10 protein-coding genes and 2 pseudogenes are annotated in these 12,424 nt (G+C 70.9%); 4 read left to right on the top strand and 8 right to left on the bottom strand.

All coding sequences use genetic code 11. The features are described from left to right. The first annotated feature begins 64 nt into the window (after positions 1-64). On the top strand, positions 65-376 hold the full coding sequence (locus tag DCE93_RS14980; protein WP_338065496.1) for a protealysin inhibitor emfourin: 312 nt from the start codon (positions 65-67) through the stop codon (positions 374-376). Here DCE93_RS14980 and DCE93_RS05345 read toward each other — a convergent pair. The 7 genes and pseudogenes from DCE93_RS05345 to DCE93_RS05315 all read right to left on the bottom strand — a co-directional run bounded on the left by DCE93_RS05345 (position 276) and on the right by DCE93_RS05315 (position 7,637). Beyond that, positions 276-1,019, bottom strand: coding sequence for a lysoplasmalogenase (locus DCE93_RS05345; RefSeq protein WP_108594969.1), 744 nt, complete (start codon positions 1,017-1,019; stop codon positions 276-278). The genes DCE93_RS14980 and DCE93_RS05345 overlap by 101 nt on opposite strands. Positions 1,020-1,118: 99 nt before the next feature. Beyond that, on the bottom strand, positions 1,119-1,490 hold the full coding sequence (locus tag DCE93_RS05340; RefSeq protein ID WP_108594968.1) for an FKBP-type peptidyl-prolyl cis-trans isomerase: 372 nt from the start codon (positions 1,488-1,490) through the stop codon (positions 1,119-1,121). Between the two features lie 282 nt (positions 1,491-1,772). After that, positions 1,773-1,879 (bottom strand): annotated as a pseudogene (locus tag DCE93_RS14760) (DUF779 domain-containing protein); the annotation flags it as partial. Between the two features lie 112 nt (positions 1,880-1,991). Beyond that, positions 1,992-3,515, bottom strand: a complete 1,524-nt coding sequence (exaC, locus tag DCE93_RS05330; RefSeq protein WP_108596608.1) for an acetaldehyde dehydrogenase ExaC — start codon at positions 3,513-3,515, stop codon at positions 1,992-1,994. Positions 3,516-3,635: 120 nt separating this feature from the next. Further along, positions 3,636-4,922: a GAF domain-containing protein gene (locus DCE93_RS05325; RefSeq protein ID WP_108594967.1), complete on the bottom strand. Its 1,287-nt coding sequence runs from the start codon at positions 4,920-4,922 to the stop codon at positions 3,636-3,638. A gap of 129 nt (positions 4,923-5,051) precedes the next feature. Then, positions 5,052-6,221 (bottom strand): PrsW family intramembrane metalloprotease, encoded by a 1,170-nt coding sequence (locus DCE93_RS05320; protein ID WP_244284245.1) that lies wholly within the window; start codon positions 6,219-6,221, stop codon positions 5,052-5,054. 9 nt (positions 6,222-6,230) lie between these two features. Further along, entirely contained in the window at positions 6,231-7,637 is a 1,407-nt protein-coding gene (locus tag DCE93_RS05315; protein ID WP_108594966.1) for an FAD-binding oxidoreductase, read from the bottom strand. A 76-nt stretch (positions 7,638-7,713) separates the two neighbouring features. On the opposite strand from DCE93_RS05315, the gene DCE93_RS05310 reads away from it, so the two are divergent. The 3 genes and pseudogenes from DCE93_RS05310 to DCE93_RS05300 all read left to right on the top strand — a co-directional run bounded on the left by DCE93_RS05310 (position 7,714) and on the right by DCE93_RS05300 (position 10,610). Then, entirely contained in the window at positions 7,714-9,300 is a 1,587-nt protein-coding gene (locus DCE93_RS05310; protein ID WP_108594965.1) for a DNA-3-methyladenine glycosylase 2 family protein, read from the top strand. Continuing rightward, positions 9,269-9,487 (top strand): annotated as a pseudogene (locus tag DCE93_RS05305) (GntR family transcriptional regulator); the annotation flags it as partial. The gene DCE93_RS05310 and the pseudogene DCE93_RS05305, both read left to right, overlap by 32 nt. A 247-nt stretch (positions 9,488-9,734) precedes the next feature. Next, a complete protein-coding gene (locus tag DCE93_RS05300) occupies positions 9,735-10,610 on the top strand; it encodes a fumarylacetoacetate hydrolase family protein (protein WP_235825362.1) in 876 nt (291 codons plus the stop codon). A 54-nt stretch (positions 10,611-10,664) separates the two neighbouring features. Here DCE93_RS05300 and DCE93_RS05295 read toward each other — a convergent pair whose 3' ends face one another. Continuing rightward, positions 10,665-12,182, bottom strand: coding sequence for an aspartate ammonia-lyase (locus tag DCE93_RS05295; protein ID WP_108596605.1), 1,518 nt, complete (start codon positions 12,180-12,182; stop codon positions 10,665-10,667). Positions 12,183-12,424 lie beyond the last annotated feature (242 nt).

Here is a 12,424-nt window from a genome sequence, read left to right as displayed (position 1 = left end):
GTGCCGGTCTGCGGCGGCGCCCCGTGCCTGTCTGCGGCACGCCGCCCGGAGTAGCATCGCGGGCATGGACGTCATCGTGTCGCGATCAGGTGGGCTGGCCGGCCTGCGCCTGACCTGGCACGTGCGGGTCGACGAGCAGCCCGACTCCGCCGACTGGTATCTCCTGATCGAGGAGATCCCGTGGACCGCGCCACCGCCCGTGCCGCCCGAGCCCGACCGATTCGTGTACCGCATCCGGTGCGAGCCGCACGAGGCGACGCTCGCCGAACGTCAACTCACGGGGCCGTGGCGGAAACTCGTCGATCTCGTGCAGGAGCGATCCGAGCCCGAGCGGCCCGGGCAGCGCCCGACGCCGACACGACGCCCCACGCGATGAGGCCCTGGGCGGCGAGGTAGGTCGACATGACCGCGAAGTCATGCCCGAAGAACTCGTAGCCCGGCAGGAACCGGCCGAGCGCGAGCACCGAGTCCGACACGACGAACAGCGCGCCTCCGAGCGCGATCCAGCCGCCGTGCATCGAGGCCGACATCGCCATCGTGCCGATGATGGCCGCGTACAGCACGATCGGCGCGGCGAGCACGCCGGCATGGGGCAGCAGCAGGCCGAGGAGCACGATCATCCACGCCCAGTAGAGGTACGACCAGAGCGGGGGCCGGCGCCGGGCACGAGGCATCCGGAGGAAGAGCACGATGTAGGCGACGTGCGCGAGGAGGAACGAGCAGAGGCCGGCAACGAACCATCCGTCGCCGCGGAAGGTCAGCAGCACGTCGCCGCCCCACGAGAACACGATGCCCGCACTGAGCAGCACGAGAGCGCCGCGGAACGACGGTGCCGCGACCAGCACCGCGAAGAGCAGGGCGGGCATGAGCAACGCCTTGGTCGCCGTGTCGGTCCAGGCCGGTCCGACGTACTGGAACACGAGATGGGCCGCCGAGAGCAGGAGGTAGGGCGCGAACGCCGACAGCACGCGGCGGCGAGCCTGGAGCGGGGCGGGAATGGCGGCAATCGGTTCGGTCACGTCGTCGTGCCTCTCGGTCGGGTGCCTCGATGCTATCCGGCCGGAAACGCGAGAAGGCCGCCGGCACGAGCCGGCGGCCTTCGCTGCGTATGTCGGGACTCAGCTCACGCCGAGCAGGTCGATCACGAAGATGAGCGTCTTGCCCGAGAGCTGGTGGCCGCCGCCGGCGGGGCCGTAGGCCTTCTGCGGGGGCACGGTGAGCTTGCGCCGGCCGCCGACCTTCATGCCGGGGATGCCCTCCTGCCAGCCGCTGATGAGCGCCTGGAGCGGGAAGTTGATCGACTGGCCACGACCCCACGAGGAGTCGAACTCCTCGCCGCTGTCGTATTCGACGCCGAGGTAGTGCACGTCGACCGTCGAGCCGGGCTGCGCCTCGGCGCCGTCGCCCACGACGAGGTCTTCGATCACCAGGTCGACGGGAGCCGGACCCTCGGGGGCGTCGATCTCGGGCTTGCTGTTCGTATCGGTCATGCGTCAAGCCAAACAGGTTCGCGGCGCAGCCGCAATCGCGGACAACCGTCCACCCGGCCCTTGCGCTGACTGCGAACACGTTGCAGTCTGGAATTCGAGAACTCGCCGCCTGGTAGAGATGTCGGCAGTGCCACACCACAGGGCGGCGAGTTTCTTCGTGTCGGGGCACGGGGGGTGCAAACCGCCCGCGACCGGCAACGCGCACGCGGCACACGCCGCGCGCGGCGCGTGCCGCGTGATTTGCGGAGTCGGCACCGCCCCCAGCGGCACCGACCCCGCGGCTCATCCCCCCGTGAGCCGGGAGCGGATCAGTAAGCGCAGCCCCCCGGTGCTTCGACTGAGAATCCGCTCCCCCGGCCGGGCACGACGTCCACGACCAGTTCTGTGTGCCGCCGGTGGGCGAACCGCTTCGTACTCATGACGAGCGGCGCCTCCCCGGCGGGCATGGCCGAGCCGGCGATGCGGCGGGCCAATTCGACGACAGACATCTCCAGCTCTCGATCAGAACAACCCGAGCGGGTTCTCGCTGTAGCTGACGAGCAGGTTCTTCGTCTGCTGGTAGTGGTCGAGCGCCAGCTTGTTGTTCTCCCTGCCGATGCCCGACGACTTGTAGCCGCCGAATGCCGCCCCCGCCGGATAGGCGTGGTAGTTGTTCACCCACACGCGACCGGCCTGGATGTCACGACCGGCGCGGTAGGCCTCGTTGCCGTTGCGGCTCCAGACGCCGGCGCCGAGCCCGAAGGGCGTGTCGTTCGCGATCGAGATCGCCTCGTCGTAGTCCTGGAAGCTCGTGACCGCGACGACCGGCCCGAAGATCTCCTCCTGGAAGAGCCGCATGCGGTTCTCGCCCTCGAAGATCGTCGGTGCCACGTAGTAGCCCCCGCTGAGGTCGCCGCCGAGGTCGACGCGATCGCCGCCGAGCAGCAGCTTCGCGCCCTCCTCCTTGCCGATGTCGATATATCCGAGGATCTTCTCGAGCTGCTCGTTCGACGCCTGTGCGCCGACCTGCGTCTCGGTGTCGAGCGGGTTGCCCTGCTTCGCGAGCTTCGTGCGCTCGATCGCGTCGTCGAGGAACGTGTCGTAGATCGACTTCTGGATGAGAGAGCGGCTCGGGCAGGTGCAGACTTCGCCCTGGTTGAACGCGAAGAGGCTGAAGCCCTCGAGGGTCTTCTCGTAGAAGCCGTCGCGACGGTCGGCGACCGACTCGAACACGAGGTTCGGGCTCTTGCCGCCGAGCTCGACGGTCGACGGGATGATGTTGTTCGACGCGTACTGCAGAATCAGCCGGCCGGTCGAGGTCTCGCCCGTGAACGCGATCTTGCGGATGCGGTTCGACGATGCGAGCGGCTTGCCGGCCTCGACGCCGAATCCGTTGACGATGTTGAGCACGCCGGCGGGCAGCAGGTCGGCGATGAGCTCGGCGAGCACGAGGATCGATGTCGGCGTCTGCTCCGCCGGCTTCAGCACTACGCAGTTGCCGGCGGCGAGGGCGGGCGCGAGCTTCCACGAAGCCATGAGAATCGGGAAGTTCCACGGGATGATCTGGCCGACGACGCCGAGCGGCTCGGTGAAGTGGTAGGCGACGGTGTCCTCGTCGAGCTGCGTGAAGCTGCCCTCCTGCGCGCGGATGAGGCTCGCGAAGTAGCGGAAGTGGTCGCTCGCGAGCGGCAGATCGGCGTTCAGCGGCTCGCGGATCGATTTGCCGTTGTCCCACGTCTCGGTGACCGCGAGCAGTTCGAGGTTCTGGTCGATGCGGTCGGCGACGGCGTTCAGGATTCCGGCGCGGTGCGCAGCGCTCGTGCGCCCCCAGGCGGGCGCCGCGGCGTGGGCGGCGTCGAGGGCGGCGTCGATGTCCGCCGCGGTGCCGCGGGCGACCTCGGTGAACGGCTTGCCGTTCACCGGCGAGATGTTCTCGAAGTAGGCACCTTCCTTCGGCTTCACCCACTCTCCCCCGATGAAGTGCTCGTAGCGGGGCTTGAACTCGATCAATGCGCCGGCGGTGCCGGGCGCGGCATACACGGTCATCGTGTCTCCTCGTGACGTCGTCGTCATCCCCGTTGAGGGGCGATCGTCACGGTAGGCGCGCGGGGGTTGCGGCAGGGTTGCCCGAACGTTGCAGTCGGGTTGCAACGCGGATGCCGCGGCTCAGCGCAGCGCGGACTCGATGCGTTCGAGGTGGGCGACGACCGAGGCCCGCCGTGGCGAGCGCGGCGGGAGGATGCCGAGGAGCGCCCGCCAGACCTCCGTGTCGTACCGGCATTCGTCGCGGTCGGCGTAGGCGAGCAGCAGTTCCGGCGAGGCATCCGACAGCATCGACTCGCGGAGCCGCCCCGCGAGGTCGTCGCGGAGCTCGACGACGCCCGGAGCCGTCGAATCGGGCAGCACCGGGCCCGCGTACCGCTCGGCGGCGCGACGCAGCGCACCCTGTCCGAGCAGCTTCGCGACGGATGCCGCATCGAGGTCGAGCTCGCGGCCGAGCCGGTACGGGCGCGACTCCAGCGGCGGTTCCCCGGCGGCCTCGAGCACGCGGCGCAGCCGCACGATCTCGGCGCGCAGGGTGACGGGCGAGGCATCCGACTCGTAGACGAGCGATGCGAGCCGCTCGGCGCCGAGCCCCTGCCGGTGCCAGGCCAGCAGCACCAGGATCTCGGCGTGACGCCGGCTCAGCTCCCGGGAGCCGAGTTGCGGCCGGCGCCCGCCGAGCACGCTGAGCGGGGTGCGGACCGGCTTCGCGGTGGGCATCGCCGTCGTCCGGGACGTGCGACGGGCGGCCCGGACGGTGGATTCGAGGCTCACGATGCGCAGCTCCGCCTCGACTGCGGCGACCGTCGCCGAGACGAGCGAGAGCGTGTGCGGGGCCACGGCGTGATCGGTGCCCGTGATGTCGATGACGCCGAGCAGCGCACCATCGACGGGGTCGTGCACGGGCGCGGCCGTGCAACTCCACGGGTGCGCGATGCGGTTGTAGTGCTCGGCCCCCCGGATCTGCATCGCACGGTCGAGCTGGAGGGCGGTGCCCGGGGCGCTCGTGCCGACGCGCGCTTCCGACCAGTCGGCTCCCGCGACGAACAGCATGTCCTCCGCACGACGGCGCAGGCCCGCGTCGCCTTCGACCCACAGCAGCCGACCTCGCGAGTCGCCCACCGCGACCACGAGCCCGGCGTCATCCGCCCCGTCGACGAGGAGGCGGCGGATGACCGGCAGCACGGGCGCGAGCGCATGGGCGGCACGGTATTCGCGGAAGGCGTCCTCGTCGAGCTCGAGGCTCGGCAGGGCCCGGTCGGGGTCGATCGAGCCGCGGATGGCGCGTTCCCACGACTCCCGGATGACCGGGCGCAGCACGGGCGGGACGGTGCCGGTGGCGATCGCCGACTGCTGCGCACGCAGGAGCTGATCACGCAGTTCGTGCTGCGGGTGCTGCGGCACGTTCATGCCGTCTCCGATCGCCGGCGAGTCCGGATTATCGCCATCCTAGTAGAGCGCGTGTTTACTGGCGAAGCCCGGTCGAATGCACGATCCGTCGCCCGGTGTTGTCCGGTTCACGGCTCGCACCTCTCCGGATCAGCGGAGGAGCTCGGCCCGATCGGCGACGACCGCCTGGAGCAGTGCGTGCTCGTCGACGGCGGCCTGCGGCCCGCTGCGCCCCGACAACAGCCGCTGTCTCGTGAACGCGAGGTGCGTGGCATCGGCGATGAGCCGGCGCATGATCGCGGTGCGGGGCGGCGTCTGCGCGCGGGCCCACGCGCGGGCCTGCCTGCGCCCTGCCTGCGTCGCGAGCATCTCCACTTCGGCCGGGCTGAACCAGCCCGCAGCGCCGTACTCCGCGAGGCGCGCCCGCGTGACGCGCTCCTCCTGGCGGCGGAGCAGCACGGTGAGGAGGATCGCGGCGATGAAGATCGGCACCTGCACGGTGAAGTACAGCCCGATGGCGTCGTCGGCGAATGCGAGCGAGCCGTTCCAGAGCGCGTGCAGCAGCACCGCGCCGAGGAGGCCGAGGAGGAACCAGCCGATGACCCCCGCTCCCCCGCCGCGGCGCGCGCCGATGCCGATCGCGAGCCCGGTGCATGCGGTGAAGAGCACGTGCGCGAACGGCGAGAACAGGCCGCGCACGACGAACGTGGCACCGAGGGTCTCGGCACCCCCTTCGGCGAGTGCCGCACCGAAATAGAGCACGTTCTCGGTGAACGCGAAACCGGCCGCGACCGTGGCCGCGTAGACGAGCCCATCGACCGGGCCGTCGAAGTGCGAGCGAGAGAACGCGAAGATCAGGAGCACGCCGATGCCCTTCGCGAGCTCTTCGACGATCGGCGCCTGCACGACCGCCTGCAACGCCTCATCGGGAGTGCCCCCGGGCTCGGCGAAGGCCATCGCGAGCTGGAGCCCCAGGTCGACGACCAGGGCGATCGCAACGGAGACGGCAGCGCCCCAGAGGAACGCGAACCAGAGCGCCCAGCGAGGCTCCGGCTCCCAGCGGTCGACCCAGCGCACCGCGAGCAGCACGAGGGCGAGCGGCACGAGTGCGAGCAGCGAGCCGATGAGCAGCGTCGGCACCCCCAGCCCGCTCGCGAGGTAGGCGACGACGAGGAGCCCGACCAGGCCGGCGACGACGATGCCGATGATCGCGAACACCAATCCGCCCCGGCGCGCCGTCGGCGGGGCGTTCCAGATCGGCGGCGCCGGCGACGGGTTCGGGGTCGGATTCGAGCTCGGATTCGGGGACACGGAGGTCACCCGGGCAGCCTATCGAGCAGGGGCTGCCGACGACTCGAACATGACACCGGGGTTCAGGATGCCGGTCGGATCGAAGAGCGCCTTGATGCCGTGCTGCAGCTCGAACGAGTCGTCGCCGAGCTCAGCGGCGAGCCAGCGTCGCTTCAGGATGCCGACGCCGTGCTCCCCCGTGAGCGTGCCCCCGAGTGCGACCGCCGCGCGGAACATGTCATCGGCGGCCGCCCAGACGTGCGCCGGCACCTCGTCGCCCGAGAACGCGAAGTTCGGGTGCAGGTTGCCGTCGCCGGCGTGCGCGATGGTCGGGATCTCGATGCCGTGGCGCCGGCCGATCTCCTCGATCGCCCGGAACATCTCGGGCAGCCGCGAGCGAGGCACCGCCACGTCTTCGATGAGCACCTGGCCCGATGCGGCGAACGCGGGATGCACGGCCCGGCGGATGCCGAGCAGACGCTCGCCCGTCGCGGCATCCGTCGACAGGGTCGTGCGCCCGCCCGCGGCGGCGAAGAGGCGAGCGATCTCGGCGGCCTCGTCGGCGGCGCCCGCATCGTCGCACTGCGCCAGCAGGAACGATTCGTGCGGCGCGAGCGACTCGAGCGGCGTGCCGGCGAGTTCGTCGGCACCGAGGAAGGCCGCCACGCGGGCCAGCCCCGCGGCATCGATGAGTTCGAGCACGGCCGGTCTCAGCCGAGCTGCGGTGACGGCAGCGGATGCCGCGGCCGCCGCCTCGATGTCGGGGAACACCGCGGCGACGGTGACGGTCGCACCGGGGATGATCGGCTGCAGCCGCACGGTCGCCTCGACGATGACGCCGAGCGTGCCCTCGGAGCCGGTGAACAACGCGGTGAGGTCGTAGCCGGTGACCCCCTTCACGGTGCGGTGCCCGGTGCGCAGGAGCCGGCCGTCGGCGAGCACCACGGCGAGTCCGAGCACGGCCTCGCGGGTCACCCCGTACTTCGCGCAGAGCAAGCCGCCGGCGTTCGTGGCGATGTTGCCACCGATCGTGGAGATCGCGCGGCTCGCGGGATCGGGCGCGAACCAGAGCCCGCGCTCGGCGAGGGCGTCGTTCAGCGCGCCGTTGAGCACCCCGGGCTCGACCACGGCGAGCTCATCGGCCTCGGAGATCTCGAGCACCCGGTTCATGCGGGACAGGTCGAGCACGATCGCGCCGGGGCTGGCGATGGCGCCCCCGGCGAGGCCCGTGCCGGCGCCGCGCGGCACGACCGGCGTCGCCGTGTCGTGGGCGATGCGCATGACCGCCTGCACCTCGTCGATGGATGTCGCGTGCACGACAGCGAGCGGCGCGGTGGCGCTCCGCCACCCGGATCGGTCTTCTCGGGAGGCTTCGAGATCGGCCGGCTCGATCGAGACGGCGGCCCCGAGAGCGTCTTGCAGAAGGGTCACGACAGCGTGCGGCATCCCTCCACTCTAAGCGGGCGCCGCTCGTGTCCGATTTCCGCTGGTCGATGTCGGTACGGCGTGCGAGGCTGGGCACATGACCACGACCGCGAGCACCCGTCGACGACCGAGCGATCCGCTCGACGACCCCGAGTTCGCCGAGCGTTACCGGGCGATGCAGGCTCGAGACGCCCGCTTCGACGGCCAGTTCATCACGGGCGTCCACTCCACCGGCATCTACTGCCGCCCGAGTTGCCCGGCGGTCGCGCCGAAGCCCGGCAACGTCAGCTTCTACCTCACGGCCGCCGCCGCGCACGAGGCCGGACTCCGGGCGTGCAAGCGCTGCCTGCCCGACGCCGTGCCGGGCTCGCCGCAGTGGGACCTGCGCGACGACCTCGCCGCCCGGGCGATGCGACTCATCGCCGACGGCGTCGTCGAGCGCGAGGGCGTGCCCGGGCTCGCGGCACGTCTCGGCTACACGCCGCGTCACCTCACGCGTGTGCTCACGGCCGAACTCGGCGCAGGTCCGCTCGCCCTGGCCCGCGCGCATCGCGCCCAGACGGCGAGGGCGCTGCTCACCTCGACCGGGCTGCCGGCGGCCGACGTGGCATTCGCCTCGGGTTTCGGCAGCATCCGACAGTTCAACGACACGATCCGCGAGGTCTACGAGCGCAGCCCGCTCGAGTTGCGGGCCGCAGCCCGGGTGCGCGAGCGCGAGCGGGGTCCGTCGCGTGCGTCCGCGGCGCCGACCTCGAGCCTGCCCGACGTTCCCGACGTTCCCGACGCCCCTGCCGTGGGCGGAGTCGTGCGCTTGCGCCTGCCCGCGCGGCCGCCGTTCGATGCCGCGGGCGTCTTCGCCTGGCTCGCAGCCCGCGCCCTCGACGGTGTCGAGCGGGCCGGCGACGACCGCTACGAGCGCACGCTGCGGCTGCCCGGCGGAACGGCCGTCGTCGCCTTCGCCGCCACAGGCGATGCCGCGGCGCCCGCCATCGACGTCGAGGCCCGCCTCGCCACCCTCGCCGACCTGCCCCCGCTCGTGGCGCGCGTTCGGCGGCTCTTCGACCTCGACGCCGATGCGGTCGCCATCGACGCCGTGCTCGCCCGCGACCCGGCGCTCGCGGCATCCGTCGCCGAGACTCCGGGCATCCGGGTGCCAGGATGCCTCGATCCGCACGAACTCGTGTTCCGCGCGCTCGTCGGGCAGCAGGTGTCGGTGAAGGCGGCACGCACCTCGCTCGCACGGCTCGCGGCCGAGCTCGGCGAGCGCGTCGTGCCGCACGACGACGGCGCACCGTCGGTGCTCTTCCCGTCGGCGGCGGCGATCGCAGAGCATGGTCGCGCGGTGCTGAAGGGGCCCGTGGCGCGCGTGCGCACCATCCTCGACGTCGCTGCCCGGCTCGAGACGGGCGCCCTCGTCGTCGCGGCCGAGCGCGAGCGCCACGAGTTGCAGGCCGAGCTCCTCGCCGTGCCCGGCATCGGCCCGTGGACGGCCGGGTATGTCGCGATGCGGGTGACCAGGGCGCCCGACGTGCTGCTCACGGGCGATCTGGCGCTCCGCAACGGCGCTGAGCGGCTGGCGCTGCCGTCGACCGCGACCGAGCTCGCGCACCGAGGCGGGCGGTGGGCGCCCTGGCGCAGCTACGCCTCGATGCATCTCTGGCGCGCCGCCGGCACGAAGGTCTGATGTCTGGCCCGGCGCGCTCGCGTCTAGTGACCGGCTGCCTCCAGCGAAGGAGCTGAGCGAACGGCTCGGCCTCTCGCGCTCCTCGCTTCGCGAGTCCGTCGAGGCGCTCGAGGTGATCCGCGTGCTCGACGAACCGCACTTGCTGTTCGAGGCCATGTCGTTCGTCGCCGACCTCCACGACGACCGTCAGCGGCGTCGAGCACTGGCTGCTCTCAGCCCTCCGAGGTCGTCGCGCCGGAGGACGGTTCTCGCGTCGGAGGACGCGGATCCGGTGCCTCCGACGCGAGAACCGTCCTCCCGCGCGATCACCCCACCTCCGGCCGGCGTCGACCTGACGCCCCAGGCACTCGTTTGTCGACGGGGCGGTGCAGTCGGCGACGTTCGTTGTACATCGTGCACAGGGTGTTCGCCGTGGCGCCCGATAGCCTGAAGACGTGAAGTTCGCGCACCTGAGAGTCGAAGGCCAGACCACCCCTCGACTCGCGGCGGTCATCGCCGAGTCCGCGATCTTCCTCGACGAGTTCATGGAGCGCCCGCCCCGCGACCTGCAAGACCTCATCGAGCGCGGGCCCGAGGGCCTCAGCGAGGTTCGGGAGGTCGTCGACTCGGCGGTCGCGCTCGGCGCTGAGCTGGCACCCGTGGCCGACCTGCGGCACTCCTCGGCCGTGCTGCGCCCTGCGCAGGTCATCGCAATCGGTGCGAACTACGCCGCGCACGCCTCAGAGCTGAAGCTCCGCTCCGAGACGGCGATGACGATCTTCTCGCTCTGGCCGAACTCCCTGACCGGCCACGGAGCCACCACGACCTGGCCCGAAGACCTCACCACGCAGGTCGACTACGAGGCTGAACTCGGCGTCATCATCGGCCGGACCGCCCGCGACGTGCACGTGCGCGACGCCCTCGACCACGTGTGGGGTTACACCGTCGTCAACGACATCACGGCCCGCGACCTGCAGTTCAGCGAGGCGCAGTGGTCGCGCTGCAAGTCGTTCGACGGCTTCACCCCCACGGGCCCGGTCGTCGTGACCGCCGACGAGGTCGCCGACCCGCAAGACCTGTGGCTCACCACGAACCTCGACGGCCGCATCCTGCAAGACGCCTCGACCAGCGAGATGGTGCGCGGGGTCGCCGAGATCATCTCGTACCTCTCGCGCTCGGCGACGATCCCGGCCGGCACGCTCATCTCCACCGGCAGCCCCGGCGGCGCGGGCTACTCTCGCAACCCGCAGGTCTTCCTGTGCGACGGCTCGACCGTCACCGTGACGATCGAGGGCATCGGCTCGCTGACGACCCACTGCCGGGTCGTCTGAGCCTGCCGACCGCGCGGCGCCCGGCGTAGCCGGGCACCGCGCGTCGCGCGAGCTTCACTCCGACGGCTCACCCTGCAGGTCGATGAGCGGGATCGCCATCGTGATCGGACGAATGCCCGAGAGCTTCGAGGGCTGCAACTGGGCGATCACGGCCTCCCGGCTCATGAGATTCGCCTCGACGACGAGATCGGCGACGGGTCGGCCCGTCTTCAGCGCGAGCTTGGCGATCGTGGATGCCTCGGTGTAGCCGATGAACGGGATGAGCGCCGTGATGACACCGACGCTCGAGGCGACCATGGCGCCGAGCCGCTCGTAGTTCGGCGTGATGCCGTCGACGCAGTTGACCCGCAGGGTCCAGCACGCCTGTCGCATCCACGTGATCGACTGCAGCAGCGAGTGCGCGATGACCGGTTCGAACGCGTTCAACTGCAACTGGCCGCTCTCGGCCGCCATCATCACCGTGACATCCGCCCCGGCCACCGCGTAGGCGACCTGGCTGACCGCCTCGGGAATGACGGGGTTCACCTTGCCGGGCATGATGCTCGACCCGGCCTGTCGCGGCGGCAGGTTGATCTCGCCGAATCCGGCCTGGGGCCCCGACGACAGCAGGCGCAGGTCGTTGCAGATCTTCGAGAGCTTGATCGCGCTGCGCTTCAGCGCGCTCGAGAACGTCATGAACACGCCGGTGTCGCTCGTCGCCTCGATCAGGTCGGGTGCCGACTCGAGGGGTAGACCGGTGATCGCGCTGAGGTGCCGCACGGCGGCCGCGGCATAGCCGGGATCCGCGGTGATGCCGGTGCCGATCGCGGTCGCTCCGAGGTTGACCTCCGACAGCAGCTTGATGGTCTCGCTGAGTCGCTCGTGGTCTTCGCCGAGGGTCGTCGCGAAGCCGTGGAACTCCTGCCCGAGCGTCATCGGCACGGCGTCCTGCAACTGGGTGCGACCGACCTTGAGCACCTCGTGGAACTCGTGGCCCTTGCGGCCGAACGAGACGCGCAGCAGGTCGAGCTCGCGCAGCATCGTGGTCAGCGAGAAGGTCATCGCGAGCTTGAGCGCGGTCGGGTAGGTGTCATTCGTCGACTGGCTGCGATTGACATCGTCGATCGGGTGCAGCACGTCGTAGCGGCCCTTGGGGTAGCCGGCGATCTCGAGAGCGAGGTTGGCGATGACCTCGTTGGCGTTCATGTTCGTCGAGGTGCCGGCCCCGCCCTGGATCACGCCGACCACGAACTCGTCGTGCAGCTCGCCGTCGATGATGCGCTGGCAGGCCTCGTCGATCAGAGCGGCCTTCTGCTCGGTGAGCACTCCGACCTCGCGGTTGGCTCGGGCGGCGGCCTGCTTGACCGAGGCGAGCGCGACGATGAGGTCGGGGTAGACCGAGATCGGGCGCTTCGAGATCGGAAAGTTCTCGAGCGCGCGCATCGTGTGCACGCCCCAGTACGCATCGGCCGGCACCTCGACCGAGCCGAGCGAGTCGGTCTCGGTGCGAGTCGGCGGCTGTGCGCCGGTCACCCCGACGGTGACGAGCGTCGGGTCGGTGTACGTGTCGTCGGTGATCTCGGGCTCGTGCATCTCTTCCTCCACGGAGTCGTGCTCGAGTGGGCGTCGCCGCCACCGCAGCCGGCTCCATCGCCATGGGTCAGCGCGGGGGTTCACCGCGCTCGATCTCACCATCGAGCTTATCGCCGCGAACGACCCGCCACGGACGCGATCCGTCCGTTCCCGGGTCGTCATCGATCGGATCGTCTCGAGTTCGGCCTCGCTCTGCGGCACGCCGTTCCCGGATTCGGGCCGCGCGCGCCGCAATCGATTTC

Origin of the sequence: Agromyces badenianii, from assembly GCF_003070885.1 — a bacterium.
Lineage (GTDB): Bacteria > Actinomycetota > Actinomycetes > Actinomycetales > Microbacteriaceae > Agromyces > Agromyces badenianii.
Note: the sequence above shows the minus strand (reverse complement) of the source record. Positions and strands in the feature narration are given on the sequence as shown.

What these genes read in the sequence shown, in the direction of transcription:
- DCE93_RS14980 (WP_338065496.1), top strand. Translation starts at nt 65, where the DNA reads ATGGACGTCATCGTGTCGCGATCAGGTGGGCTGGCCGGCCTGCGCCTG.
- DCE93_RS05340 (WP_108594968.1), bottom strand. Translation starts at nt 1,490, where the DNA reads ATGACCGATACGAACAGCAAGCCCGAGATCGACGCCCCCGAGGGTCCG.
- exaC (WP_108596608.1), bottom strand. Translation starts at nt 3,515, where the DNA reads ATGACCGTGTATGCCGCGCCCGGCACCGCCGGCGCATTGATCGAGTTC.
- DCE93_RS05325 (WP_108594967.1), bottom strand. Translation starts at nt 4,922, where the DNA reads ATGAACGTGCCGCAGCACCCGCAGCACGAACTGCGTGATCAGCTCCTG.
- DCE93_RS05315 (WP_108594966.1), bottom strand. Translation starts at nt 7,637, where the DNA reads ATGCCGCACGCTGTCGTGACCCTTCTGCAAGACGCTCTCGGGGCCGCC.
- DCE93_RS05310 (WP_108594965.1), top strand. Translation starts at nt 7,714, where the DNA reads ATGACCACGACCGCGAGCACCCGTCGACGACCGAGCGATCCGCTCGAC.
- DCE93_RS05295 (WP_108596605.1), bottom strand. Translation starts at nt 12,182, where the DNA reads ATGCACGAGCCCGAGATCACCGACGACACGTACACCGACCCGACGCTC.